Raw genomic sequence first — 25,615 nt, forward strand, 5'->3', positions numbered from 1 at the left:
CGGTTAACGATGCCACAAGGAATAGGTTAGCGAGACTTTTTCTTTTTGCGGTCCGCTGCCGCCGCCGCAGCCGCAGAGATCGAGTCATTGCGGTTCTTTAGCAGCTCAAGCGTCATGGCTTCGGCGTCCTCGGGGACGGTGGCGCCGAGGACGGCAAGGGCGGCATCGGCAAGCATGGCGGCAGTCTCCGGAACCGACTGGGCCGCGGCATAGGGAGGCGTGCCGTTATTGGGGCGCATCTCGATGACAGATAGCGCGATGTGGAAGGGCAATTCGATGCGCGGATCCGCATCGCCCACAATGGCGGCGGCGGTGGTGCGGAAGTGGCTCTGCAGCCGCTCGCGGGAGCTGTGGTACTCCGAAAACTCCGGCGAATTGGCCACCGGCAACTGGTACAACCGGCCGACATTCCAACCGCTGGTGAGCAGAAGGCGCGATTCCGCGGCGACTAGGGACCACAGGCGCTGCTCCGGCTCGGCATCGGAATCCACCAGCTCATCGGCAAGCTCCAGCGAAGGCTCGATGGTGGAATTAAGCAGCGCGAGGAAAATCTCCGTCTTGGAAGGAAAGTGGTAGTACAGCGATGCCTGGCGGATGCCTACCGCGTCCGCAATTTGGTGAGTCGACGTTGTGGCAAAGCCCTGGGTGGTAAATAACTCTGAGGAGGCGTCCAAAATCTCTTCCCGGGCGCTATTGCCTCTGCGGCGGGGGCTATGTTTACGCGGCCTACCGACGTTTCCTGACATGCGGCGGACGCCTCCTTTCTCTCAGCAGAAAATGCTTTTACTCAATAACTCTACAGCCCTGCAGCCCGCCAGCGCGGACCGCATGCGTGGCAGAAGAACTTTGTGGCGATTCTAATTCGCGCCATCCGCGGTGCGTTGGGAGATGGACTCGAAGGTCGCAGATACCATGCGGCAGGCCGTGCCGTAGGCCGTGCGCTCCAGCGGTGGCAGGTCCTGCAGGATGGATTCGCGGCCGTGCACATTATCGAACCAGCGCCGCATTTCTACCGAATACCCCGTGCGCCATGCAAGGTCCAAGGTCTCTGCGTCCTCTGCTGTGAGCATCCCGCGTTCTTGGCCAATGGCGAGGCGATCGACCGTGGGGCGCGGACCCGGTGCCGCCCAGCGCGCAATGGCGGCGATGGGGGATAACAGCATGGACTTAATATCTACGGCCGCGCTGCGATCGGGCAAACCGCCAACGCGCTGAAGAAGCGGCGGGCGCTGGGCCAACGCCTCCTCCAGCAAAGCCTGCTCGCCGCCGCGGCCTAAAGGTAGGCCGGCATCGACGCGCGCTGCCATTGAATCGGCTGCTTGGTGCACCTCTAGCCCGACATCGCGAAAGACGGACTCCAAATCGCCGTCTTCTCCCATCCACTCGATGGGCATGCTGGGCAGCTGATCCCCACGCGCGGCCGCACCGGTTAAACGGATATCCGCATCCACGCCTGGCGCGCGCACGATATCTGTCAGCAGCCGCGAAAACCAGTTGGCTAATTCAATCTCATCGTCCTGGTGCGCTACCGCGTTGCGCAAGACATCTTGTGCCTCCGCCAATAAGCCGCGAGCGGTTGCCCGGGACTGGCAATGGGGAGCAAGGTCCGAAAGATCGAGAAGGGATTGATGCAGGGCCATACAGTCACTGCCTTTCACTCATTGCAAAGCGGTGCGCATCTAAAAGTTGTGCGGCGCAGGATTGCTATAAATGTAACACTTATGCAATAGCGCAGTAGCGCTCGGGGGAGTGTGCAGCGGGTGCCGCCCAGACTGGGTGCTGTGGGTCTGCGGGGCGAAGCTTTCTTGCTGGTGCTGGAACGTGGGTGTGGCGGTTGCGGTTTGCGCGAAATTAGACTACTAAAACGACTTTCGCCGCCTCACCTCGAAAGGTGGGCGGCGAAAGTTTATGGTTCTTTTACCGTGTCACACTTGCCAGCGGCAAAAGTGCGCTGTTGATACCCAGCTACTGTTTAGCGGGTGGTGAACGGCAGGAGAGCCATTTCGCGTGCGTTCTTGACTGCGGTAGCAACCTGACGCTGCTGCTGCGGGGTCAAGCCGGTGACGCGACGGGAACGGATCTTGTGGCGATCCGAGATGAATAGACGCAGAGTCTTGGTGTCCTTGTAGTCCACCTTCTCAATGCCCTCAGCCTTCAAAGGGTTCTTCTTCGGGCGACGGCTCTGCTCCATACGGAACTTCTTTTGGTTATTGCGCTTATTAGCCATTGTGCAATTACCCCTTTACCAGCTGGACTTGCGAACGCCCGGCAGCTCACCACGGTGAGCCATGCCGCGCATACGGACACGGGACAGGCCGAACTTGCGGAGGTAACCGCGCGGGCGGCCATCGGCTGCGTCGCGGTTACGAACGCGGGCTGGGGAAGCGTCACGAGGCTGGCGGTTCAGCTCGAACTGAGCCTCCAAACGCTCCTCATCCGGGGTGTTCGGGTTCTTGATGATCTTCTTGAGCTCAGCGCGACGCTCCGCGTAGCGGGCGACGATTTCCTTGCGCTGCTCGTTCTTAGCGATCTTGGACTTCTTAGCCATGAATTATCGCTCCTCGCGGAATTCGACGTGCTTGCGGGCGATCGGATCGAACTTCTTCAGGGTGATGCGATCCGGGTTATTGCGCTTGTTCTTACGGGTCACGTAGGTGTAACCGGTGCCCGCAGTGGACTTCAGCTTGATGATTGGGCGAATATCGTTACGTGCCATACTTAAATCTTCTCCCCACGTGCGCGGATCTTGGCAACAACGGACTCGATGCCGTCGCGGTCAATGATCTTCATACCCTTGGTGGAAACATTCAGAGTAATGGTACGGCCCTCAGAGGGCAGGTAGTAGCGACGACGCTGCACGTTGGGGTTCCAACGGCGCGAAGTGCGGCGGTGCGAGTGCGAGACCTGCTTGCCGAATTCCGGCTTGCGGCCCGTTACCTGGCAAATAGCCGACATGGGTCTTCTTTCTCCTAGCCGCCCACATCGTGGCTATAAACGACTACGTGCCGACTGCCGTGTGAGGGTGGCAGTGCTCAAAAAGTGAGGTGTGAGCAGGTGCGGCATCGTCGTCAAAAACCAGTAGACGGGGCGTAATACGTATATTTTGACAACAGCAAGAGCAAATCTTACAGCCTTACTCGCGATATACCTAATCGCTGCCGCGATAGCCCCGCGCATTAACTTGTCGGCTTTGCGTCGATGATTGAGCAGCACTGCCCAACGCATTGGGGAGGTTCGAAAGCTTACTATAACGAATGGGGCGTAGATGTGCGCCTGTGGCGACTGTGGTTGCCACAGGTGAGCAATTTCGTATATATGGCGGTGGAATGTAGGATAATTCAGGTTATCGGTCGGCGCGCTTAGTGGCGCCGGGCGAGCTGTAACTGTACATCCCAACTCGGGCACGATCCGTACCGCCATAATTCAGTGTGCGGAACCGACCCGTAGTCCAACCCTGAGGGAATATCTATGAAGAAAGACATCCACCCAGATTACCACCCAGTGGTCTTCCGCGATGCTGGTACCGGTCACTCCTTTTTGACCAAGTCCACCGCTACCTCTTCTCGCACCGTTGAGTGGGAAGACGGCAACGAGTACCCGCTCATCGTCGTTGACGTTACTGCTGAGTCCCACCCGTTCTGGACTGGTGCACAGCGCGTTATGGATACCGCTGGCCGTGTCGAGCGCTTCAACCAGCGCTTCGGTGCCATGGCTCGCCGCAAGAAGAAGAACGCGTAAGGAGAAGAAGAGAAAATGGCAACTCCTAAGTTTAAGAAGTCCCGTGCGAACACCCACGCACGTCGTTCCCAGTGGAAGGCTGACAACGTCGCCCTCCAGGAAGTCACCATCGATGGTCAGACCGTGCGCATCCCGCGCCGCCTGGTCAAGGCCGCTAAGCTCGGCCTGGTTGACGTAGAGCAGTTCTAAGCCTGCTTTCAGTCTCACCCCTCCCAGTTGCTTATTGGCAACTGCGAGGGGTTGTGATGTTTTAGGCCCTTTTTAGGCACCGGTGATGGGCAATAAAGAGCGCCTGCCATCCCGGGTGGGTGGCAGGCGGTGTAAGGAGAGTGCGCAGTAATAGCGCGTGCTCCTAAGTCGAAGGCTTATGCCTCAAGCGCGGCCTTGCGTTCCTCAGTGAGGCGGACTTCTTCCTTATTAATAAAGAGGAAGATAGCCAAAACGAGGACGGTAAAGAGCAGGAAGACCATGAAGGTGACATTCCAGCCGGCGTACTTGACCAGGTAGCCCACACCGGTGGAGGCGAGCGTCGCACCAAGCAGGTAACCGAAAAGGCCCGTAAAGCCGGAGGCGGTGCTTGCCACATTGCGCGGGGAGAGGTCGAGGGCCTGTAAGCCAATGAGGCCAACCGGACCGTAGATGAAGGCACCGATGAGCGCGATGAAGATAACCATGATCGCGAACGGGGTTCCTACGGGGGCCAGCCAGTAGCCGGCGATGGACAGGCCCGTAGCCAAGATAAAGATCAAGATGACCTTAGAGCGGTTGCCGTGGAAGAGCTTATCGGACATCCAGCCGCAGAGAATGGTGCCCAGGAGGCCTGCGAGCTCGAAGGCGCCGAAGGCGACCAAGCCGGAGTTGATGTTCATGTGGTGGACTTCGGCGAGGTACGTCGTAATCCAGTTGAGCACGCCGTAGCGCAGTGCATAGACAAATACGTTGGCGACCGCCAAGAGGACAATGATGCGGTTGCGCAGGACGTATTTGAAAATGAGATCCTTGGTGGAGATTCCATCACCTTCTTGCCGCTGGATATCTGCAACTTTGGCGGGATCATTGCGCCATTCATCGACCGTCGGCAGTCCTTCTGAAGGCGGGTTATCGCGGATGAGCAAGAAAGCTAAGGCCGCGATGATCAGCGCCGCGACGGCGGGGAGCCAAAAGGCTACCTGCCATTGATTGCCGGTCATCGCCAAGCCGACGCCTACCAGCAGCGGTAATACGCCTGCGCCCACATTGTGCGAGGTATTCCACAGCGAGCCCTTCCAACCGCGCTCGGATGTGGAGAACCATTGCACGATGACGCGGCCGCATGGCGGGTGCCCCATGCCTTGGAACCAGCCATTGAGGAACATGACGGTGGCAAAGACGCCTACGGATGCGGAGACCCACGGGACGAATCCGACTATCAGGTTCATCAGCGCGGACAGGCTCAGCCCGATGGGGAGGAAATAGCGCGCATTGGATTGGTCCGCGAGCATGGCGGAAAAGAACTTGGATAAGCCATAAGAAATCAGCACGGCATTACTAATGATGCCGATTGCAGGCTTGTCGATGGTCCCGTTATCTTCCAGCAGCAGCGGCGCGATGGTGGAGATGTTATTGCGGATGAGGTAAAAGCCCGCGTAACCCAGGAAGATTCCCATAAAGACCTGGAAACGAAGCCGGGGGAATTTCTTGTCAACGTCCTCTTTAGGTAATTGAGGGCGTGGGCGGGGAGATTTGAGCCATGTCAACACTGCCTACTCCTTGGGTCGTAAAAGGTTCAACGAAATTAACTTAAAGTTAAAACTAAGCTAACCCTAAGTTAAATATAAAGGTACACTAACCTGATGGTGGATCGATTTTATGCCCCGGTGATTCTGTTTACAGCAGTGCGCGCTGAAGGATGGAAGAATGCTTAATAGGGGTGATGGTGCAGTCGCGTGCGAGTGCCAAGAGGGCGTCAAATGTGGTGAGTTTGACCAGCTTATCGCCTACAGTAACTTCACAGGAACTTCTAGTAGGTTGGCAGAATAGTTTAAGTTGTGACTAAGCGAAGCGAGGCATAGTGTTCCTATGAACATGAGGAATGATGACAACCGCGGCAATAATGGTGGGTCGCACGGTGTCCCGCAGGATCCCTACGGCACGAGTAACGGGCAGACGCCATATAACCAGCCGCGCGGCGGCCAACAGGATTCTGGATCCGCGTATTCCAACGGAACCTATTCCCAAGGCTGGAACCAGCCGCGCATCAACGAGCAGGAGGCACAAGCCTCCGCGCACGGGAGCGAGGCACCGTGGCACGCGCAGCACACCCCGCCCAGTAATCGCCTTTTTGGTGGCACTCAGCCGGGTGCTACCCGCGGGCAGGAGGAAACATCTAGCTTCGCTACCCAGCAGGGCGATTACTCCCAGCAGGGGCCTGCGAATAACCAGCCTGGCCAGCCGCCCGTGCCTGGGGTAACGCCTTTGCCGCCGCAGTCAAAGGAGAAAAGGAAGATCGGGCTGGGTGCCGCGACGGCAATTGCTGCGGTAGCGGCAATCGCTGCAGGTTCCATTACCGGTGTGGTCGTGGGCAAGAACCAGTCCAGTAGCGGTACGTCCGTGGTCAATGAGGCGCTCAATAGTAAACCGGCCGCCAATAGTATGGGTAAGGAACCGGAGGAGGGCTCGGTGGAAGCGGTTTCGGCTAAGGTTTTGCCGGCCGTGGTATCCATTCAGACTGCGACTCGGACCTCGGCTGCGGAAGGTTCCGGTTCCATCATTTCTCCTGATGGTTACGTCTTGACCAACCACCACGTCATCGCCGGTGCAGAGCAAGGCGGCATCATGCAGGTCACCTTGAACGATGGCAGCAAGCACGAAGCCGATCTCGTGGCTTCCGATGCCAATACGGATGTTGCCATCATCAAGATCAAGGACGTGCACGACTTGCCGCACCTGCAATTCGGCGACTCGGATGCGGTTGCGGTTGGCCAAGAGGTAGTCGCCGTCGGCTCGCCGCTCGGCCTCAATGCCACGGTGACCTCCGGCATCGTATCCGCGAAGAACCGCCCGGTGCGCGCATCTCAGCAGGGTGGCGAGTCCTCGCTTATCGATGCCATCCAGACCGACGCCGCCGTCAACCCCGGCAACTCCGGTGGTCCCTTGGTGGATATGGAGGGCAATATCGTTGGTATGAACTCGATGATTGCATCGTTGTCCGATAAGACCTCGGGTGAGGGCGGATCTATCGGCCTCGGGTTTGCCATTCCTTCCAACTTTGCCAAGCGCATGGCTGATGAGCTCATCAATAAAGGCCACGTAACCCACCCCACCTTGGGGGTTAAGGTCCTGGCGCGCGATGACGGAAATGGCGCGCGCATTGCAGAGGTCGAGCCAGGGGGGCCAGCGGATCAAGCAGGTTTGAAACAGGGCGATATCGTCACCCGCGTCAATGACCGGCTGATTGAAAACGCCGATGCGCTTATCGCTGCCGCGCGTTCCCAGGACTTCGGTGCGACCGTCACCTTGGAAGTATCCGATGGACATTCGGATGACACTCGTCAGGTAGAGGTAACCCTGACAGGCGAGTAGATTAAAACGCAGCCCGCGCCGTGTCCGCATTGCGCCCCCGACGTTTCTTTGAAGGAGAAAAATGGCAGACTCCCAGCAAGACTTGACCGACTCCACCAGGTTGGAGGATTCGGCTTCCACAGACGCTTTGCGGGATGTGGCGGAGCCGGATGATGCCTACCTTTTGGCCAGCGAGAAAGAGGACCGGGTGGCGGCGCCGCGCCGCGCGCTCGTCGTGATAGTCACGGATCACCCCGGCGAAAATTCAGATAGCACCTCCAAATTGGTTACTGAACTTTTGGCAGAGGCGAATTTCCGCATCGATGGTTCGGTGGTCGTGCGCTCGAATAAATCCAAGATCCGGCAGGCCATTGAGACTGGCGTCGTCGGCGGTGTAGACCTCGTTCTCACCGTCGGCGGCACCGGAGTGAGCCCGCGCGATAAGACCCCAGAGGCTACCGCTGGGGTCATCGACAAGATGGTGCCAGGCGTGGCCCAAGCCTTGCGCTCTTCCGGTCAGGCGTGCGGCGCGGTCGATGCGTGCGCATCCCGCGGCATTTCGGGCGTTTCTGGTTCCACCGTCGTGGTCAACCTCGCACCATCGCGCGCTGCCGTGCGCGATGGCATGGCCACGTTGACCCCGCTGGTCCACCACCTTGTGGATCAATTGCAAGAATCCAGCGTGCAATAACGCGAAGGAAAGGGGTGGAGATACTGCCATGACCTCTCAACCACGTCGCCAGCGCAGGCGCGTATTCCGGCAGTCAGATGCGCCGGAATATGACCGCAGCGCGGATCGCCCAGTAGGGCAGGACTTAGCAAGCGGAGAAGGCACCGATGCCCAGCGCATCGTTACCCTCGATGATGCTGCAGTGGAAGGCGACGGCGCCCAAGCCGCCGAGCGCGGCGAAGAGTTTTACCGGGAGAATCAGCCGCCGCACCACGGCGGGTAGCCCGCACATCCTTGTCCCGAGCCCGGAAATTCTGAAGCAGTCTTAACTGCGCTTAGTAAGAACTAGTCGTCGTGGCGGCTGTGCTTGCCCTCAGACGCGGTGGAGTTTTCGATCGCATCTGTTGCAGTGGCCTCCCCAAGTGCCTTATCTGCGGCGGTGACAGCGCCCGCGTTCTGGGCCTGCAAGAGATCGCGGATTTCAGCCAACAGTTCCTCCGAGGTTGGTGCCGGGGCCTCTGGGTCCACGCCCTGGCGGCGCTTGGATGCTTCAGTGAGCTTGTTGAGCGGCATCACGATGAGGAAGTAGACCACTGCGGCGATGATCAGGAAGTTAATCGCGGCGGTAATAACGGCGCCAAAGTCCACGAGGGTGGATTTATTATCGGTGATTTGGAAGCCCAAACCGTCGACCTCGGCGGAGCCGAAGGAGTTAATGATCGGCTGAATGATGGAATCCGTCACGGAAGTGACGATGGCCGTGAATGCGGAACCGATGATGACTGCGGTGGCAAGTTCGACGACGTTGCCGCGCATAATGAAGTCTTTAAAGCCCTTGAGCATGGGAGAAAACGGACCTTTCTGGGGATAGGTAAGGGTGGGTGCGATCCATGAGCACGCTGGGAGTTTAGTTCAAGCTAAAAGTCATCACAACCTGGAAGACAAATGAATGGCACACTTCACTTGATTGGTGCAGTGGTGACTGACCTGCTCCAACCGATCAGATGGAGATTCCATTCTCCTAGAATTTGCCCAGATTATCGGGGCAATGGTCAACCTTCGTGCGGTCTTTAGGCAGCAGTATCTGCGTCATCAACGGCTTGAGGCTGGGCGCGATCGCCCACGATGACCACGGTCAGCGGTTGGTTCAATGAGGCCGCGGCTACATCGTTGGCGTGCTCATTGGGAAGTGCGAGCAAGACGGTGGCAGAAGAAACTTCACCCTCCGCAGTGGTGGTGGAGACCACCCGGGCGCCGGAGGCGATGACGCGTGCGGTCGCGGGCTGGGAATCGGTGGCATCGCTTGCCGTGACGATATCGACGGTATCGCCGTGGTGAAGGTGGGGGATGATGTCTGGATCGGCAAGTTTGACTGGGATCATGCGGCCGGAGCCGCCTCCCTTAGAATCGGCAGATCCCGAGTTCGCGACGAGGCTAGAGACCAACTCTTGGCCCAGGAGCCGCTGGCTGGTGACAACCTCGCCCTTGCCCGCAGCGGCGGTGATGATGCGGCCGGCGAGATCGGAGGGGGCATCGGCAAGCGCGCTGCTAGGAATGGAAGAAGAAGGCAGGGGCTCGAGGGAGACATCGGAGGCGGAAAGCTCCGCACCGGCGGGCAGATCGTGGCTAAAGACCAGCACCTGCGGCAGTTCCTTCGCCCTGGAAATCGCGGAGACCAACGCAGCGATGAGCAGGGCTAGCGCGATCGCGCGACGCACGAGCACGCCGCGGCGGTGGCCAGGGGTGCGCAGGGTGCGGAAGAACTGTGAGATTCGCGGGGACGGGGAATGAGCCATGCACAATTAGACTGCGCTACTGCCCGCGCGGTTCCCCGTCTAGGAAGAAAAGCGGTGGATTCCTGCGGCGGTAACCACGGCCTCGACCCGGCGATCGTGGGATGTGGCCGGGATAGAGTCAAGGAACTCGGTGGGATAGACCATGGCGAGTACCGCGGGGTGGTTGCGCGGCACCAGGGAAAGTGCGCGGTCGTAGTACCCGCCGCCCTTGCCCAGGCGGTTTCCGGCGGCATCGATGGCCATGGCGGGAGCCAAAATCAGATCGCAACCGCACAGCACGCGGCTATCAAAACGCGGGCCGGCGGGTTCGGATATGCCCAGCTGGCCAGGCTGCATGCTGTGCGTGCCCTTGTATTCTGCCCAGTTTAAAACGCCGTTACCGCAGGTGATGGGCAATAATACGCGGTCGACGCGGCGGGAAAGCCACGGGATGAAATCCGCCCCGCCCGGCTCTGAGCCCAGCGGCCAATAGGCAGCGACGCTCGATACACCGGCAAGCTCAGGTTCTAACTGCTCGCGCAAGGCAGTGGTCCATTCCGCGCGCTTATCGGCGGTGAGGCCGCGGCGCGCGCGAAGCAGGCGGGTGCGCAGTTGCTCTTTGATATCGCTGGAAGAAGGCATAAATAAATAATAGCGTCCGTGGCGTAGCGCTACACAGGAAAATAGTGCGCCGTTGTACCCTAAGATCCATGGCTAATGAACGCGAAGATTCCGCCACCGGAATCACCACGGTTGTAGTTCCAGCGGCTGGCATGGGCACCCGCTTTCTGCCCGCCACGAAAACCGTCCCCAAAGAATTGCTGCCCGTTGTGGATACTCCCGGCATTGAATTGATTGCTGAGGAGGCAGCCTCTGTGGGCGCGCGCCGGCTTGCGGTTATTACCGCACCCGAAAAGCAAGAAGTAATGCGCCATTTTGCGGAATTTCCGGATCTGGTAGAAACCCTAGATTCCCGCGGCAAGGATGAGCAGGTAGCCAAGGTCAACCGCGCCCACCAGCTCATTGAGCCCATCGCGGTAGAGCAAGAAAAGCCCTTGGGCTTGGGCCATGCCGTGGGGTTGGCGGAAGAAGTCCTGGCAGAGGACGAAGACTCCTTTGCCGTCATGCTGCCGGATGACATCGTGCTGCCGGCCACCGTTATGGCGGATATGGCGCGCGTTCGCGCTGAGCTTGGCGGCAGCGTGCTGTGTGCCTTTGCGGTGCCGCAGGAGCAGACGTTTAACTACGGCGTATTCGACGTAGAAGATACTGACGCGCCGGGCGTGAAAAAGGTTATCGGCATGGTAGAAAAACCGGACCCGGAGGACGCACCGTCCAACCTGGTTGCTACGGGGCGCTACCTTTTGGACCGCAAGATCTTTGATGCGCTGCGCCGGATCGAACCGGGCAAGGGCGGGGAATTGCAGCTGACCGATGCCATCGAGCTGCTCATTGAGGAAGGCGAGCCCGTCCACGTGGTGGTCCACGAGGGCAAGCGCCACGATTTGGGCAACCCCGGCGGCTATATCCCGGCCAACGTGGACTTTGGCCTGCGCGATGAAAAATACGGCCCAGCGCTGTATAAAGCTATTAAACAAATCATGTCCGATTTCGAGGCGGAGCAAGGCCTTAACTAATTATCTTGCCGCGCGCACGTGTGTTGAGGGCAGCAAGGTAAAGGCCAATAAGAAAGGGCGGGCAGAGACCGTATGCGTTCAGTTGATGACCAGTTGGCTCTGGTTACTGATGCGGCGACGACCCCGGAGCCGGTGCGGATGAGCATTTCTAATGCGCTGGGGTTAATGTGCGCCGAGCAGGTGCAGGCCAATCAGCCCTTACCGGGCTTTCCCCAGGCGGCCATCGATGGTTATGCGGTTCGCGCCGTTGATATCGGCGGCGAGCGCGGGCTGAAGGTCCGGCGCCCGAAGAATCAGGACCAGGAAAGCAGCGAAGGGGAGGGATCTGCCGAGCAGGCCGAGGACGCCGCCGCGCAGCCCGCCCCACCCGAGGTCGAGCGCTCCTTGCCCGTCGTGGGCGAGGTTCCGGCCGGTTCGAAGCAGCCGTTGCGCCTGCAGCCCAAGCAGGCCGTACGCGTCTATACGGGCGCGCCCTTGCCCACGCTTGCCGATGCCGTCCTGCCCCTCGAGTGGACCGATCGCGGCCGCAAGCGCATCACGGCGCACCGGACGGTGCGCTCGGGCGACTTCGTCCGCCGCGTGGGCGATGATATTCAGCCCGGCGATGTCGCTGTGTCCTCCGGCACCGTCCTTGGCCCGGCGCAGATTGGCCTGCTGGCCGCCGTGGGGCGCTCCAAGGTGCTGGTTTATCCTCGACCCCGTGTGACCATCGTGTCCTTTGGCCGCGAGCTCGTTGATGTGGACAAGGAACCGGGCCTAGGCCAAGTCTTTGATGTGAACTCTTACTCCTTGGCTGCCGCTGCAAAAGAAGCGGGGGCGGACGTGGTCCGCGTGGGCATTGCCGAAGGCGAGCCCCGTCGCATCCGGGAAGTGCTAGAAACCCATATCACGCGCAGCGAGGCCCTCGTTATTACCGGTGCCGTTGGTGGCGCCGGTGCCGAGCAAATCCGCGAGATTTTGGCGGAAATCGGCGATATCGATACCTCCCGCGTGGCTATGCACCCAGGATCCGTGCAAGGTTTTGGGCTGGTAGGAGATGAACGCATCCCCACCTTCCTCCTTCCCTCGAACCCAGTATCGTCGCTGGTTATTTTCGAAATCTATATTCGACCCTTGATTCGCCTGGCCTTGGGCAAGCGCAACGCCCACCGCCGGGTGGTGCGTGCCCGCGCGCTCAACCACATTGATTCCCGCCCCGGGCGCCGTGGTTTCATCCGCGCCCGCTTGATGCGCGATGCCGAGACCGCCGATTACCTGGTTGAGGGCCTTGGCGGTGCGACCGGCGCGCCGGCGCACCTACTGGCCGGACTTTCCGAGGCCAACGCCATGATCCGCGTGCCAGAGGAAGTCACCGAGATCCGCCCGGGCGATGTTGTTGACGTCTTATTTCTGACCCAGCGCAGCTAATGCTTGACCCTTTCGGTACCGCCTCAGCCAAGCTGCGTCATCCAGTTACCGGGCCCACTGATGATCTGCATCCCGGTTGGCCGGAAGCGACGCCGACGGTGCAGCTTCCTTCCTCGGGGACACTGCCGTCTGGCGGGCGAATGCGGCTGAGACCCTTGCTGCGCTCGGATGGTCCCGAGTGGCGGCGCCAGCGCATTGAGGATGAACCATTGCTCCGGCCGGTGGAGCCGACCCAAGCGACCACTTGGACAGAGGCCCACAGCTCGCAGGCCTGGTGGAATTACCTCATTTTTCTGCGCAATTCCGCGCGCGATGCCCAGGTAATCCCTTTGGCCATTGAGCTCGAGGGAAAGTTCGTCGGCCAGGTAACGCTCGGCAATATCCAGCACGGCAGCATCCGGGACTGCTGGATCGGGTATTGGGTTTATTCCGCCGTGCAGGGCGCAGGCGTTGCCACCGCGGCGACAGCCCTGGGCGTGGATCATGCCTTTGGGCGGGTGGGCCTGCACCGGGTGACCGCCACCTACTTGGAGCAAAACCCCGCCTCCGGGCGCGTGCTGGGGGCCAATGGTTTTCGGTCCGAGGGGTATTTGCGCCGCAACCTGCATATCGATGGCGCTTGGCGGGATCACCATTTCGTGGCCCTAGTCAAGGAAGACTTCTCATCCACGGCGGTGGAGCGGCTGCGCCAAGCTGGGCGTTTGGTGTGAAAACCTTCCTTAAATCTGGGTAATGCTTTCACAATTTTCACATAAGTAACAACATTGTAATTTACAGCTTATGTGGGCCCTAAAGTGCGGTTTTAGCGATTACAGTGGAGTAATCATCTGTATCCCAAGGGAAGGTCCTTAAGTCGTGTCCACAGCTGTGCCAGTTATCGCAATCATCGTGGTGTGGCTCTTCGTGCTCGCGCCGTGGCTACTGGGTAGGAGCAACCGCCCGATGAGCCATACCGGCGAGGCATTTGAGGATACCCGCGTGCTCTTTTCCGGAGATTCCGGAAACGTCGCCGGCCGCCGCCGCCCGCGCTTGCGGGCCGATGATGTCCACCGCAGCGGCTCGGATGAGGATTACGACTACGAGGTCGTATCCGCTGCCGCTGAGGACCCGGACAGCGAGGCAGACGTCGATGACGTGCTGATCGATGAGGGCGCAGAAGACCGTTCTTCCCACGCGCAGTCGCGGACCATTGCTGGCGCTGCCCGCCGCGCTCGGGCGCAACCCTTTGGCGTAGGTGGCCGCGCATACCGCTCCGCCGCAGACGAGGATGAGGCTGACGCGCGCGACGAGCAGGCCACCCAGGCTGATGGGCCGGCAGAGACCATCGAGGGTGAAGTCATTGAGGAATCCGCGGTTCCAGCAGCTGCTGACTCACCCGACGCGACCGATTCCACAGAAGCAGCCGATAGCGCACGCACGTCCAATGATTCCGACGATGCAGATGCGGACGTTGACGATGCCGATGATGTCTTGCTTGATGATGACGAGCGCGCCGCCGGGGAAGAAGGCGATGCAAAGCGCAAGCGCCGCCGCGGCGATGTGGTTGCCAATTCCACCGAGTCTTTCACCGCGCCGGTGGCAGCAGACATTGCCGAGGATGCGTACGACTATGACGAGACCTATACCTCCCCGGTAGATCTGATGTACCCAGGTGCGGTCGATCCTGCTCCTGTTTTCGATGCCGAAGAGGCAGACACCGCAGAGACCGACTCGGAAGAGCCGGAGAACGACGGTGCACTCGAGGAATCCGCGGAAGCGGATGCGCACGGTGCCTATGGTGCCGGGGACGCGGCGTTAAATACCGACCTTTCTGAGGACGAGGTCGCATTTGCCCAGCGCCGCCTTGGCCGCGGCGGCTGGGACCCAGTGGCGGATAAAGAGAAGTCCGCCACTCGCTATCAACGCCGACAGCGCACGCTCATTGGCCTAGCCATCGCCGTGGTCCTCACCGTGGCCTTGGGCATTGTGGCCGGCGGATGGACCTGGTGGCTGGCAGGAATCGTCGGCGTTCTGACCGGTACCTATCTTGTGGCGCTGCGCGCGCAAGTCCGCCAAGAGCAGGCGCTATTGCGCCGTCGCGTAAAGCACCTGCGCCGGGCGCGGTTGGGCGTTCACAATACTGATGATGAGGCATTGAAGATCCCCCGCAACCTGCGCCGTCCGGGTGCGGTCGTCGTCGAAATCGACGATGAAAGCCCCGACTTTGAGCACCTTCCCTTAAGCTACAGCGACGATGAAGACGGTGACTTTGATGGCCCACACGCCGGGCCCGATGGGGTAGGGCGCCGCGATGACCTGGCCGCTCGCCGCGCGGGTTAATTAGCCCGCTGCGCCTGGCTTCCGTGCAGTTTTTCGGTTTCCTCCGGCCATACGCCGGAGGAAGCCCGGCGGTGGGAGCCTAAGAGATGGGTATCGACCATACCGATGGCTTCCATGAGCGCAAAGCAGGTCACCGGCCCCACAAACTTAAATCCGGCCTTCTTCAATTCCCGCGACATTGCCTGCGACTCGGGGCTCTTCTTCGGAATATCCTCCATGACCTCGGGATAGATATTTTCTGCGGGCTGAAAGCTCCAAATGAAATCCGCTAGTCCACCGTCTTCGCGCAGTTTAATGGTGGCCTTCGCATTATTGATGGTGGCGCGGATCTTGGGCTCGTTGCGGATAATGGTGGCATCGGCAAGCAAGTGCTCCACCTCGGCCTCGCCGAATTCCGCGACCTTTTCTGGATCAAAATGGCAAAAGGCCTCGCGGAAGGCCGGGCGCTTTTTTAATACCACGGCCCAAGACAGCCCAGACTGGAAGGACTCCAAGCTCAGGCGCTCAAAAAGACCGGCCTCGTCCCTAATGGGAAGGCCCCATTCGGTATCGTAATAATTCGTCAACAGCGACGATGTCACGGCCCACGGCGTGCGGGCTACCCCGTGCTCATCGTAGGCCAGCGGGGTGCGTTCTTCGGTGGTGGTTTCAGTGTCCATGGGAGGTTCTCCTGTTGGTATGTCGTGCCTATTGTCCTTGTCTTTCCCATTGAAGCAGCGATGGCGGGTGAGGCGCAGCGTGAGTCTTGCTAGATGGTGAAATTGCAAGCTAGGCGGGTGGGGCGGTGGCGTCTTCGCGTTGGGGTGGGCATTCGATGTAGTCTATTGACCATGAATAGACCTGCCGTTCGCGATGCCGCATTGCTGCTTTTTCGGTTGGTCCTCGGACTCATTTTTATCGCGCACGGCGTGGACAAGATGTTCATGGATGGAATGGATGAGACGGTAGGGCAGTTTTCTGCCCTGGGCATCCCGCAGCCACAGATTGCCGGTTATGCCGCCGCAATCGGGGAGATGGTAGGCGGCGCCTTCCTCGTCATTGGTTTATTAACCACCTTTGCCGCGGCGGCGCTGGCCGTGGATATGGTGGGCGCGCTGTACTTCGTGCACTGGGGCAACGGCCTTTTTGCTGGCGACGGCGGCATCGAGTACCCGCTGGTGCTGTGCATGTCGCTCATAATGATCGTTATTTTTGGTTCTGGCCGGGCGAGCTTGGATAGGGCGTTAAGCAATGTTGACGCATAGCCAAGTGCAAGCGGCGATTTCTGCCCAGCTGGATGGGGAAGAAGCGGAGCTTTCCGCTGACGTCATCGACGCCCACCTAGAACACTGCGCGGAGTGCCGGGCCTTTCGCGATAAGGCAGCGGCGCTATCGCGCTCCTTAAGCTTCGTGGAACCGGCGGATTCCGGCATGGCACCGCCGACGGACCTCTCAGAGGTGATCCTCGCCGGGGTGGAACCGGAGTGGAAGCGGGCATCGAGCGCTAGGCAGGCCAACCTCACGGTGGCGCGCATCGCCTTGGTGGTCATGGGACTTGTCTTTGCAGTGTGGGCCATCGTGCAGGTGGTACGCGCCTCCGGCCTGGTACCGATGGGCGCAGAGGGGGCGGTGCTGGATCCGGCAGCCGATCCGGAGCGCGCCAACCTCCTGATGGAGGGCGCGGCCGTGCGCTTTGGCATGGCGTGCGGACTGCTGTGGAGCGCGTGGCGCCCAGCCTCTGTGACCGGGTTGTTCCCGGTATCAGCCACGATGTTTGCGTTTCTTTTTGGTTTTGGCGTGCGCGATATTGCGCTGGGGACCGTCACCATGGAGCAGGTCTATTTGCTTATTGCCACCGCGCTATCGACCATCAGCCTGGCCTGGGCATGGGCGGCCGAGAAGGGCTACCTGGTGCGCGCGTGGTGGAAATCCCTGAACGCGCAGCCACACTAAGGCGAACGGGCCTCTGCCACCTATTTCCAGCTGGGCAGCCACATCATGGACTGGTACCAAGATTCCGGGATGATGAAGCCGTATAAGATGGGCGCGAAGTAGAAGAACATCGCGACCACCAAGGCAAGGTAGCAGGCGGCGGCAAACGTTCCCCGCCGCATCGTTCCACCAGCGATGCGTGTAATCCACCGCCACCTGATGGGCTTACCGTGCCCGACCATTTGGCCCAGCGCGAGGGCAAGAAGCACGATGACAAAGGGGATAAACGCGGTGGCATAAAAGAAGTACATCTGCCGGTCAAAGGCTGCGAGCCACGGGAGGAATCCGGCCGCGAAGCCCACGAGGGGGATGAGGAAGGCGCGGTTGCGGCGGATGATAAGGGACCACAGCCCCCATAGCACCGCGGGGACCACCAGCCACCAGATCGCCGGGGTGCCAAAGAGGTAGAGCATCTTGCGGCATTCGCCACCGCCGCTGCATTCCAGATCCGTGCTGGAGTAGTACAAAATGGGCCGGGCCCCGGCCAGCCATGCCCACGGCTTGGAATCCCACGGGTGGTGGTGGCCACCAGAAGAGGTCAAGCTGGCGTGAAAATCCAATACGGATAAGTGGTAATAAAACCAGCCGGCCACAGGTTCCGGTAAGTGCATGAGCCAGGAGTCTTCCCCGATGGTCCCATCCACTTTGGCGTGCCGGTAGACCGCGGTTTCTGAGGCGAACCACGCGCGCCAGCTCCACACATAAATCATTATTGGCACGGCTACTAGGGAGGCAAGTGCCGCGGGAGTATCGCGAATGAGCGTACCCACGATGTAGCGGCGAATGCCGTACTTGCGGCGCAATGCGAGGTCGCTAAAGACGCAGAGCAGGCCGAAGAACATGATGTAGTACAGCCCGGACCACTTCACGGCGAGCGATAGTCCTAGGAAGACTCCAGCGGTAAAGCGCCACCACCGGAAGCCAAAACGCGGGCCGAAGGGGGAGGTGCCTATTCCGCCGCTCAGCAGGGCGTCGTGCAGGCGCTCGCGCATTTGTTGATGATCGCGGGCTAGCGCCCACGCGGCGGCGACGATGAAAAAGACCTGGAAGATATCCAGCATGCCAAACTTCGCGGAGACCAAGAGTACGCCATCGCAGACGGCTAAAATGCCGGCAAAGGTGGCCACCTGCCAGGAAAAGGACAGCCGGCGGGCCAGCGCCATGGTCATCAGCACGGTGGCGACGCCGAAGAGGGCCGTCATCAAGCGCCAGCCCAGCGGGGTATAACCAAAGACCCATTCTGAAAGGGCAATGATCTGCTTGCCCAGCGGCGGGTGAACGACGAGTCCAAAGCCCGGGTTGGTCTCAATGCCGCCGATGAATAAGTTATCCCAGCTTTTGACCATGTCCCAGGCCTGCGGCACATAGTGCTTTTCATCGAAGACGGGCGTGCCCTGGGACACCGGCGCGGTAAGGCCCACGAACCGGGTAATGAGCGCGAGAACCGCGATGATGCCGGTGCTAATCCAATCGGCCTTGCCCCACGTATAGGCACGCGGTGCCGGCGGCATCACACGGTTATGCGGGGTGCGCGGTGAGCTAGCGGGGGCAGCGGTAGCAATAGTCACGAAGAAGAGTTTAGGCCACGAGCCTGCGCGCGGGCGCATAGGAGAATGTGGAATGCTAGAGGCATGTCAGCTTTAGGTCTGGACCCACTTCCGCGCGGCGTTATCCTTGCCGCCACGCCCTTGGGAAATGTCGGTGATGCCTCGGCGCGCCTGATGCAGGCATTGGCGCATGCTGATGTCATCGCCGCCGAAGATACCCGCCGCGTGCGCAACCTGGCGCAGGCCCTGGGCATCGAAATTTCCGGGTCCGTGGTATCCAACTTTGACCACAATGAGCAGGCGCGTGCGCAGCAGCTTATCGATGCCGCCCAGCACGGCACCGTCCTCGTGGTCACCGATGCCGGCATGCCGATCATCTCCGATCCCGGCCTGTCACTGGTGGCCGCGGCCGCCGAAAGAGATATTCCCGTGACGTGTTTTCCAGGCCCCTCGGCGGTGCCCACGGCGCTCGCCCTCTCTGGTCTGGGCGTGGGCCACTTCCTCTTCGATGCATTCCCTCCGCGCAAGCCCGGTCCGCGAAAGGCGTGGCTGGAATCGCTGCGCAATGAAAAGCGTGCCATCGTATTTTTTGAATCGCCCCACCGCATCGTCGATACGCTTGCCGATGCCGCCCAGGTCCTCGGCGGCGATCGCCCCGCCGCGGTGTGCCGCGAGCTGACCAAGACATACGAGGAAGTGCGCCGCGGCTCGCTAGCTGAGCTGGCCGAATGGGCGAGCGAGGGAGTCAAGGGCGAGATTACCGTGGTCATTGAAGGCGGAACCGGCGCTGCCGTGACCGCCGCGGCTCTCGTCCCACAGGCCTTGGAGTTGGCCGAGGCTGGCATGCGCTTGAAGGACGCGTGCAAGCAGGCCGCCAAGGGGAGTGGGGTATCCAATCGGGAGCTTTATGATGCCGCACTAGAGGCCCGCTGAGTGCCCGTTAGCTGAGCACTTGTTGAGGTGACAGCAGCTTATTTCTATGCAGTGTATAAAAGGTCACAATTAACCGTGCTAGCAGGTAGTTTCACGCTTCTGTATAAGTTATCGAATCGTTATACTTTCCGGGCGTGTGGCGCCTAAAAGCCGTCTACGTGGGGATATGCCACCTATAGTCATGCAGGAAACCTTAAGGAAACGCTCAAAAATGTGCGTAAGCTGGGGTTTTGATAGAAAAGTGGTTTGAAAAATTGGGGTCACGCCACCAATGTAGAAAGCATGACTAATACTGAAAATAACGGCGCTGGTGTGCCCGAAGAAGGGAAGGGGCCCGGCGAATCTCCTGCTGGGGCCACTTCTACTGCTTCGAGCGATCAGCCGATTGAGGATTATCAAACGGTAGAAGAGACGCTGGATGAGCAGACGGCGACGAGCCAAATCCAGGACATGATCAACTCTGAGGGGTTCCACCCCGAAGAGTATGACGATCCGGAAATCGAAATCGCCGCAGACCGCGATAATATCCCGATTGACTGGACCATCATGGGTATCGCCGGTGTGCTTGTTGCCGCCATCGTTATTTGGGGCCTTGCCGCGCCGGATAACTTCGCGGACTTTTCTTCCGCGGCCCTGACGTGGGTCGTCGATAAGTTCGGTTGGGCTTACGTGCTTTTTGGCACCGTCTTCGTGGCCTTCGTTATCTTCATCGCTTCCTCTAAATTTGGCACCATCAAGTTGGGCCACATTAATGAGGAACCGGAGTTTTCCACGCCTTCGTGGATTGCCATGATGTTCGCTGCCGGTATGGGCATCGGCCTGATGTTCTATGGCGCTTCCGAGCCGCTGGCGAACTACCGCGACGGTACGCCTGGCCGGGGAACGGAAAACGTGGGCTCGTCCATGGCCTATGCCATGTTCCACTGGACGCTGCACCCCTGGGCTGTTTACGCCATTGTTGGTTTGGCCATCGCGTACTCGACCTACCGTATCGGCCGCAAGCAGCTGTTGAGCCAGGCCTTCGTGCCGCTCATCGGCGAGCGCCGGGCCAATGGTGGATTGGGCAAGTTCATTGACATCCTGTCCATCTTCGCCACCGTCTTCGGCACCGCCTGCTCCCTGGGTCTTGGTGCGCTGCAGATCCAGGCCGGCCTGGAAGCCTCCGGCATCATCGATAACCCAACCCAGTCCGTGGTTATCGGCATTGTTTTGGTCCTGACCCTGGCCTTCTTGCTCTCCGCACTCTCCGGTGTGGGCAAGGGCATTCAGTACGTGTCCAATGCCAACATGGTCTTGGCTGCGGTGCTGGCCATCTTCGTCTTCATCTTGGGTCCAACCGTGACCATCCTGAACCAAGTTCCGGGTTCCATCGGTAACTACTTCAACTACTTCACCGAGATGATCGGCCGTACCGCAGAATCCGAAAACGGCACCGCCGGCGAGTGGCTGTCTAGCTACACCATCTTCTACTGGGCATGGTGGGTCTCCTGGTCCCCATTCGTGGGCATGTTCTTGGCACGCATTTCCCGCGGCCGTTCCGTCCGCGAGTTCTGCCTAGGCGTCTTGCTTATCCCAGCCGGCGTTTCCACCCTGTGGTTCGCCATCTTCGGTGGCACCGCAATCCACATGGAGCAAAACGGCGAATCCATCACCGGCGAATCCGCCGAGGTAGAGCTGTTTAACCTCCTACACAACCTGCCTGGTGGCTTCATTGCCGGCGTCGTCGCCGTCATCTTGCTGTCCACCTTCTTCATTACGTCTGCGGACTCCGCCTCCACCGTGATGGGATCGATGACCCAGAATGGTGCCGCAACCGCGAAGCCGTGGCTATCCGCCATGTGGGGTGCTCTGACCGCAGCCGTTGGCCTGACCTTGCTCTTGGTTAATGAGGACGCGCTGTCCAACCTGCAGAACGTCACCATCGTGGCGGCGCTGCCGTTCTTGTTCATCGTCATTGGCTTGATGTTCGCCATCTACAAGGACTTGAGCAATGACATTATTTACCTCGAGTACCGCGAGGCGCAGCAGTTCCAGCGCAAGATGGCCCGCGAGCGCCGCTTGCACCGCGACTACCAGCGCACGCAGGAACTCAAGAAGCGTCGCAACGAGCGTTTGAAGAACCCGATGAAGCGCAAGTAGATAAAGCATCTACCGCCTTTGGTAGCAGCGCCCGCCGCTTTCCCGCACGAGGGAAGGAGGCGGGCGCTTTTCAGCTGTAGAGGTTATGTGCCCTCAACGTGTGTTCGTGCAGGTGCTTCGATAAACTGGACTCCATGACTGAGTCTTTAGTAGTAAATGTTGCCTGGCCATATGCCAATGGCCCGCGCCACATCGGTCACGTGGCTGGCTTTGGCGTTCCCTCTGACGTATTCGCCCGCTTCCAGCGAATGCGCGGCCGCAACGTACTCATGGTCTCCGGCACGGATGAGCACGGCACCCCGTTGCTGGTCCAGGCCGATAAGGAAGGCGTATCCGTCCGCGAGCTCGCAGACCGCTACAACCGCCAGATTGTCAACGATCTGGCTAACCTCGGCTTGTCCTATGACCTATTTACCCGCACCACCACCCGTAACCACTACTCGGTGGTGCAGGAACTTTTCAAGGGCCTCAATGAGAACGGCTACATGCTGAAGGAGACCACCAAGGGGGCAATCTCGCCGTCCACCGGCCGCACGCTGCCAGACCGCTATATCGAGGGCACGTGCCCCATCTGCGGCGCGGATGGCGCCCGCGGTGATCAGTGCGATAACTGCGGCAACCAGCTGGACCCGGTAGACCTCATTGACCCGGTATCCAAGATCAACGGCGAAACCCCGCAGTTCGTGGAGACCGAGCACTTCCTGTTGGATCTGCCCTCCCTTAAGGACGAGCTGCAAAAGTGGCTTTCCACCCGCGAGGATTGGCGCCCGAACGTGCTGAAGTTCTCCTTGAACCTGCTGGAGGATATGCGCCCGCGCACCATGACCCGCGATATCGACTGGGGCATTCCCATTCCGGTGGACGGCTGGCAGGACAATAACGCGAAGAAGCTGTACGTGTGGTTCGATGCCGTCGTGGGCTACCTGTCTGCCTCCATCGAGTGGGCGCACCGCACCGGCCAGCCGGAGGCGTGGAAGGAATTTTGGCAGGACCCAGAAACCCGCCACTATTACTTCCAGGGCAAGGACAATATCACCTTCCACTCGCAGATCTGGCCGGCGGAACTGCTGGGCTATGCCGGCAAGGGCTCGAAGGGCGGCGAGCTGCACCAGTACGGTGAGCTGGACCTGCCAACGGAGATCGTGTCCTCGGAATACCTGACTATGTCCGGCTCAAAGTTCTCCTCCTCCAAGGGAGTGGTGATCTACGTTAAGGACTTCCTGGCTGAGTTCGGCCCGGATCCGCTGCGCTACTTCATTGCCGTAGCCGGTCCGGAAAACAACGACGCAGACTTTACGTGGGATGAATTCGTGCGTCGCATCAATAATGAGCTGGCCAATGGCTGGGGCAACCTGGTCAACCGCACCGTATCCATGGCGCACAAGAACTTTGGCGAGGTTCCGGTTCCAGCGGCCCTGGAGGAGCGCGACGAGGCCATTTTGCAGCTGGCGGAGGAGACCTTTACCACCGCCGGTAACCTGCTGGAGCAATCCAAGTTCAAGCAGGCCATTGTCTCCATCATGCACGTGGTGGGCGAGGCGAATGCCTATATCGCCTCCCAGGAGCCGTGGAAGCTGGCCAAGGATGAAACCCAGCGCGAGCGCCTGGCTACCGTGTTGTGGACCGCCCTGCAGGTCGTGTCTGACTGCAACGTCATGCTCACCCCGTTCCTACCGTTTACCGCACAAAAGGTGCACGAGACCCTGGGCCGCACCGGCGAATGGGCCGCGCAGCCTGAGGTGCGCGAGGTCAAGGACGATATCCCGGTTGAGCTCGTGGGTGCGGGGCTTCCCCCAGAAAACCACGAATATCCGGTGATTATGGGTGACTACACCCAGCAGCAGGCCAAGTGGGAGCGCATCCAGGTGGCACCGGGTACGACCTTGGCAAAGCCGAAGCCGCTGATTTCCAAGCTGGATCCAGAGCTTGGTGAAACCGGCCCGGAGTGGGCACCAGTGATGAACTAATACGGATAACCCCGCGTAGATACACAAGCGCGGTGGCCAATCCCAATGAGAGGGGGAGGCCACCGCGCTTTTGCTATGCCTTAAAGGCTCTGCCTAGTGCTGGAAATCGCGCTGCAGGTGAACTAAGCCCAGGCGCACGCCGTCCTTGGTGTGGATATTGGGCATGCGGCCGGTTTCTTTAAACCCAAACTTCTTGTGCAGCGCAATGGAACCGGCATTGGTATCCACGATATAGGTAATCATGGTCTCGATATAGGGATCATCGGCGGCGATGTCCATGAGGGCATCGAGAAGCTCAGAGCCCACGCCCTTGCCCTGGGCTGCGGGGGAGATATACACGGAATCTTCGACGGTGCCGTAATAGATGGCGGGCGTGACGAATTGAAAGTAGGCGGCCCAGCCGATGATTTCATCATCGTCCACGGCAACGAGCACGGGCGAGCCGGCCTTGGACAATTCTTTTAGCCAATCCTCGCGCTCAGAAACCTCTTCTTGCCAGGTAATGAGGTTATTGGCCGGTTTAGCCGCGGAGGCGGCGTTGTAGATGGCGGAAATGGAGGGGGCATCGGCAAGCTCGGCGGGGCGAATATGCATCAAAAAGTCCTTTACACCAGAAGTTCTAAGTGGGTGAGGCTAAGCCAGTGATCGAATTTGTAGGTTACCTCTTTGAGAGTTCCCACGTTTTCAAACCCGAACTTTTCGTGCAACTTTAATGATGCTGTATTAGTAGACACGATTAAGGCGAGCAGCGCATGCACCTTGTCATCTGCCCGGGCGCGGTCTACTAGCTCACTCATAAGCGCGGTGCCTACGCCTTGGCCTTGGGCATTGGGGGAAAGATAAATCGTGGTTTCATAGCAGCCCTGCCAGATGCGGGGATCGCGGTAGGGGTGATAGAGCGCCCAGCCTAGGTATTCGCCAGCATTGGTTTCGGCAACGAGGAAGGGACATCCCAATTCCTGAATATGACGCAGGTGTTCTTCGCGCTCTGCCACGGTAACTGGGGTGGAGTCAAAGATGACGTCGGTATGCTCGATGGCCCAGTTGAGGGTATCGGTCATGGCGGGGACATCGCTCAGGTCCGCTGGTCTGATCAACATAGCTGCCAATATTACAATTGCGGGTATGTCTAAAAAGAAGCCACGTCCTACTCCCATTCCGGCCCCAGGGCTCAGCGGCCTCAGCGATGCGCATACCCACCTTTTCTCGCATAAAGACACCGATGAGGTGCTGGTCAACCGCGCCCGCGCCGCAGGGGGATCCCGCCTGGTTACGGTTGGCGATGACCGCCGCGAGTCCGAGGCGGCCCTTGCGACCGCGCGCGCTTTTCCCAATGTGTATGCCGCCTGCGCCATCCACCCGGTGCGGGCGAATGAACTAGACGCGCCCACCAAAGCCGCGTTGGAGGAGATGGTGGCGGATCCGCGGTGCGTGGCGGTGGGGGAGACCGGCATGGATGCCTATTGGGTCCACCACGAACCGGAGACGACCGCGAGCTTGGTCCAGCAGGAGGAATCCCTGCGCTGGCATATCGATCTGGCGGTGCGCACCGGCAAGACGCTTATGATCCACAACCGCGAGGCGGACCAAGACCTGCTGCGCATTCTTGCCGATGCCCCCACGCCCACCACCGTCATGCTCCACTGCTTCTCCTCGCCGCTGCGCGTGGCAGAAGAGGCGCTCGAGCGCGGCTACGTCTTGTCCTTTGCTGGCAATGTCACCTTCAAGCGCAATGCGGAGCTGCGTCAGGCGGCGGCGCTGGCCCCGGCGGGGCAATTGCTCGTGGAAACCGATGCGCCATTTATGACCCCGGAGCCCTTCCGCGGGCAGCGCAACGAGCCATCCCTCATCGGGCACACCTATGACTGCATCGCCCGGGCGCGCCACCAGACCACGCAGGCCTTGGCGGCGGAGGTCAATGAGACTTTTGACCGCGTATATGGGCTCAATACAGAGCAGTAGTGAGGATCGT

Annotated in this window: 29 protein-coding genes; 15 read left to right on the forward strand and 14 right to left on the reverse strand. The window is 59.9% G+C overall.

The window, feature by feature from the left end; all coding sequences use genetic code 11:
* Window positions 1-26: 26 nt before the first annotated feature.
* From ACP8IT_RS03970 to rpmB, 6 genes are all read right to left on the reverse strand, one after another.
* Window positions 27-746 (reverse strand): TetR/AcrR family transcriptional regulator, encoded by a 720-nt coding sequence (locus ACP8IT_RS03970; RefSeq protein ID WP_005279901.1) that lies wholly within the window; start codon window positions 744-746, stop codon window positions 27-29.
* Between the two features lie 111 nt (window positions 747-857).
* Entirely contained in the window at window positions 858-1,640 is a 783-nt protein-coding gene (locus ACP8IT_RS03975; protein ID WP_490290439.1) for a putative nucleotidyltransferase substrate binding domain-containing protein, read from the reverse strand.
* A gap of 332 nt (window positions 1,641-1,972) precedes the next feature.
* The gene (gene rpsR / locus ACP8IT_RS03980) at window positions 1,973-2,227 is read right to left on the reverse strand and encodes a 30S ribosomal protein S18 (protein WP_005279904.1); all 255 of its coding nucleotides are present in this window, start codon (window positions 2,225-2,227) and stop codon (window positions 1,973-1,975) included.
* Between the two features lie 15 nt (window positions 2,228-2,242).
* The gene (rpsN, locus tag ACP8IT_RS03985; RefSeq protein WP_005279906.1) at window positions 2,243-2,548 is read right to left on the reverse strand and encodes a 30S ribosomal protein S14; all 306 of its coding nucleotides are present in this window, start codon (window positions 2,546-2,548) and stop codon (window positions 2,243-2,245) included.
* A gap of 3 nt (window positions 2,549-2,551) precedes the next feature.
* Window positions 2,552-2,716: a 50S ribosomal protein L33 gene (gene rpmG, locus ACP8IT_RS03990; RefSeq protein ID WP_005279910.1), complete on the reverse strand. Its 165-nt coding sequence runs from the start codon at window positions 2,714-2,716 to the stop codon at window positions 2,552-2,554.
* A 2-nt stretch (window positions 2,717-2,718) separates the two neighbouring features.
* Window positions 2,719-2,955, reverse strand: a complete 237-nt coding sequence (rpmB, locus tag ACP8IT_RS03995; RefSeq protein WP_005279911.1) for a 50S ribosomal protein L28 — start codon at window positions 2,953-2,955, stop codon at window positions 2,719-2,721.
* A 513-nt stretch (window positions 2,956-3,468) separates the two neighbouring features.
* Between rpmB and ACP8IT_RS04000 the strand changes: the two genes are divergently transcribed.
* Both ACP8IT_RS04000 and rpmF read left to right on the forward strand, forming a co-directional pair.
* Window positions 3,469-3,738: a type B 50S ribosomal protein L31 gene (locus ACP8IT_RS04000; RefSeq protein ID WP_005279912.1), complete on the forward strand. Its 270-nt coding sequence runs from the start codon at window positions 3,469-3,471 to the stop codon at window positions 3,736-3,738.
* Window positions 3,739-3,753: 15 nt separating this feature from the next.
* Window positions 3,754-3,927: a 50S ribosomal protein L32 gene (rpmF, locus tag ACP8IT_RS04005; RefSeq protein WP_005279913.1), complete on the forward strand. Its 174-nt coding sequence runs from the start codon at window positions 3,754-3,756 to the stop codon at window positions 3,925-3,927.
* A 176-nt stretch (window positions 3,928-4,103) separates the two neighbouring features.
* Here rpmF and ACP8IT_RS04010 read toward each other — a convergent pair whose 3' ends face one another.
* Complete coding sequence (locus ACP8IT_RS04010) at window positions 4,104-5,477, reverse strand: MFS transporter (protein ID WP_023028532.1); 1,374 nt, start codon at window positions 5,475-5,477, stop codon at window positions 4,104-4,106.
* Between the two features lie 319 nt (window positions 5,478-5,796).
* Here ACP8IT_RS04010 and ACP8IT_RS04015 point away from each other — a divergent pair, with 319 nt between their 5' ends.
* The 3 genes from ACP8IT_RS04015 to ACP8IT_RS04025 all read left to right on the forward strand — a co-directional run bounded on the left by ACP8IT_RS04015 (window position 5,797) and on the right by ACP8IT_RS04025 (window position 8,231).
* Window positions 5,797-7,299 (forward strand): S1C family serine protease, encoded by a 1,503-nt coding sequence (locus ACP8IT_RS04015; protein WP_005279919.1) that lies wholly within the window; start codon window positions 5,797-5,799, stop codon window positions 7,297-7,299.
* 61 nt (window positions 7,300-7,360) lie between these two features.
* Complete coding sequence (locus tag ACP8IT_RS04020; RefSeq protein ID WP_490290440.1) at window positions 7,361-7,969, forward strand: MogA/MoaB family molybdenum cofactor biosynthesis protein; 609 nt, start codon at window positions 7,361-7,363, stop codon at window positions 7,967-7,969.
* A 28-nt stretch (window positions 7,970-7,997) separates the two neighbouring features.
* A complete protein-coding gene (locus tag ACP8IT_RS04025; RefSeq protein ID WP_126318622.1) occupies window positions 7,998-8,231 on the forward strand; it encodes a hypothetical protein in 234 nt (77 codons plus the stop codon).
* 62 nt (window positions 8,232-8,293) lie between these two features.
* Here ACP8IT_RS04025 and mscL read toward each other — a convergent pair whose 3' ends face one another.
* The 3 genes from mscL to ACP8IT_RS04040 form a co-directional block, all read right to left on the reverse strand.
* A complete protein-coding gene (gene mscL / locus ACP8IT_RS04030) occupies window positions 8,294-8,791 on the reverse strand; it encodes a large-conductance mechanosensitive channel protein MscL (RefSeq protein WP_126318624.1) in 498 nt (165 codons plus the stop codon).
* Window positions 8,792-9,018: 227 nt separating this feature from the next.
* Window positions 9,019-9,744 carry an SAF domain-containing protein gene (locus ACP8IT_RS04035; protein WP_126318626.1) on the reverse strand — a complete coding sequence of 242 codons (726 nt, stop codon included), beginning with the start codon at window positions 9,742-9,744 and terminating at the stop codon, window positions 9,019-9,021.
* Window positions 9,745-9,783: 39 nt separating this feature from the next.
* Window positions 9,784-10,365, reverse strand: coding sequence for a 5-formyltetrahydrofolate cyclo-ligase (locus tag ACP8IT_RS04040; RefSeq protein ID WP_023028539.1), 582 nt, complete (start codon window positions 10,363-10,365; stop codon window positions 9,784-9,786).
* A gap of 68 nt (window positions 10,366-10,433) precedes the next feature.
* On the opposite strand from ACP8IT_RS04040, the gene ACP8IT_RS04045 reads away from it, so the two are divergent.
* The 4 genes from ACP8IT_RS04045 (at window position 10,434) to sepX (ending at window position 15,086) form a co-directional block, all read left to right on the forward strand.
* Window positions 10,434-11,360, forward strand: a complete 927-nt coding sequence (locus tag ACP8IT_RS04045) for a UTP--glucose-1-phosphate uridylyltransferase (RefSeq protein WP_034658348.1) — start codon at window positions 10,434-10,436, stop codon at window positions 11,358-11,360.
* 72 nt (window positions 11,361-11,432) lie between these two features.
* Window positions 11,433-12,767 (forward strand): molybdotransferase-like divisome protein Glp, encoded by a 1,335-nt coding sequence (gene glp / locus ACP8IT_RS04050; RefSeq protein WP_126318628.1) that lies wholly within the window; start codon window positions 11,433-11,435, stop codon window positions 12,765-12,767.
* On the forward strand, window positions 12,767-13,477 hold the full coding sequence (locus tag ACP8IT_RS04055; RefSeq protein ID WP_126318630.1) for a GNAT family N-acetyltransferase: 711 nt from the start codon (window positions 12,767-12,769) through the stop codon (window positions 13,475-13,477). The genes glp and ACP8IT_RS04055 overlap by 1 nt, the downstream gene beginning before the upstream one ends.
* 145 nt (window positions 13,478-13,622) lie before the next feature.
* On the forward strand, window positions 13,623-15,086 hold the full coding sequence (sepX, locus tag ACP8IT_RS04060; RefSeq protein ID WP_490293065.1) for a divisome protein SepX/GlpR: 1,464 nt from the start codon (window positions 13,623-13,625) through the stop codon (window positions 15,084-15,086).
* Here sepX and ACP8IT_RS04065 read toward each other — a convergent pair.
* Window positions 15,083-15,745, reverse strand: coding sequence for a DNA-3-methyladenine glycosylase I (locus ACP8IT_RS04065; protein ID WP_126318634.1), 663 nt, complete (start codon window positions 15,743-15,745; stop codon window positions 15,083-15,085). The two genes, sepX and ACP8IT_RS04065, sit on opposite strands and share 4 nt — an antisense overlap.
* 171 nt (window positions 15,746-15,916) lie before the next feature.
* Between ACP8IT_RS04065 and ACP8IT_RS04070 the strand changes: the two genes are divergently transcribed.
* On the forward strand, window positions 15,917-16,330 hold the full coding sequence (locus ACP8IT_RS04070) for a DoxX family protein (RefSeq protein ID WP_005279936.1): 414 nt from the start codon (window positions 15,917-15,919) through the stop codon (window positions 16,328-16,330).
* Window positions 16,317-17,018, forward strand: a complete 702-nt coding sequence (locus ACP8IT_RS04075; RefSeq protein WP_005279937.1) for a zf-HC2 domain-containing protein — start codon at window positions 16,317-16,319, stop codon at window positions 17,016-17,018. The genes ACP8IT_RS04070 and ACP8IT_RS04075 overlap by 14 nt, the downstream gene beginning before the upstream one ends.
* A 20-nt stretch (window positions 17,019-17,038) precedes the next feature.
* On the opposite strand, the gene pmt is transcribed toward ACP8IT_RS04075, so the two are convergent.
* Window positions 17,039-18,664, reverse strand: a complete 1,626-nt coding sequence (pmt, locus tag ACP8IT_RS04080; RefSeq protein ID WP_126318636.1) for a protein O-mannosyltransferase — start codon at window positions 18,662-18,664, stop codon at window positions 17,039-17,041.
* Between the two features lie 24 nt (window positions 18,665-18,688).
* Between pmt and rsmI the strand changes: the two genes are divergently transcribed.
* The 3 genes from rsmI to metG all read left to right on the forward strand — a co-directional run bounded on the left by rsmI (window position 18,689) and on the right by metG (window position 23,643).
* A complete protein-coding gene (gene rsmI / locus ACP8IT_RS04085; protein WP_490290442.1) occupies window positions 18,689-19,537 on the forward strand; it encodes a 16S rRNA (cytidine(1402)-2'-O)-methyltransferase in 849 nt (282 codons plus the stop codon).
* A 282-nt stretch (window positions 19,538-19,819) separates the two neighbouring features.
* On the forward strand, window positions 19,820-21,676 hold the full coding sequence (locus ACP8IT_RS04090; RefSeq protein WP_126318640.1) for a BCCT family transporter: 1,857 nt from the start codon (window positions 19,820-19,822) through the stop codon (window positions 21,674-21,676).
* Between the two features lie 134 nt (window positions 21,677-21,810).
* Window positions 21,811-23,643 carry a methionine--tRNA ligase gene (gene metG / locus ACP8IT_RS04095; protein WP_005281993.1) on the forward strand — a complete coding sequence of 611 codons (1,833 nt, stop codon included), beginning with the start codon at window positions 21,811-21,813 and terminating at the stop codon, window positions 23,641-23,643.
* A gap of 93 nt (window positions 23,644-23,736) precedes the next feature.
* Here metG and ACP8IT_RS04100 read toward each other — a convergent pair whose 3' ends face one another.
* Together ACP8IT_RS04100 and ACP8IT_RS04105 are read right to left on the reverse strand one after the other, a co-directional pair.
* Complete coding sequence (locus ACP8IT_RS04100; RefSeq protein ID WP_126318642.1) at window positions 23,737-24,237, reverse strand: GNAT family N-acetyltransferase; 501 nt, start codon at window positions 24,235-24,237, stop codon at window positions 23,737-23,739.
* 11 nt (window positions 24,238-24,248) lie between these two features.
* On the reverse strand, window positions 24,249-24,743 hold the full coding sequence (locus ACP8IT_RS04105) for a GNAT family N-acetyltransferase (protein ID WP_081445489.1): 495 nt from the start codon (window positions 24,741-24,743) through the stop codon (window positions 24,249-24,251).
* 25 nt (window positions 24,744-24,768) lie between these two features.
* Between ACP8IT_RS04105 and ACP8IT_RS04110 the strand changes: the two genes are divergently transcribed.
* Window positions 24,769-25,605 carry a TatD family hydrolase gene (locus ACP8IT_RS04110; protein ID WP_490290443.1) on the forward strand — a complete coding sequence of 279 codons (837 nt, stop codon included), beginning with the start codon at window positions 24,769-24,771 and terminating at the stop codon, window positions 25,603-25,605.
* The last annotated feature ends 10 nt before the right edge of the window (window positions 25,606-25,615 follow it).

The organism is Corynebacterium sp. LaCa_23, assembly GCF_058182375.1.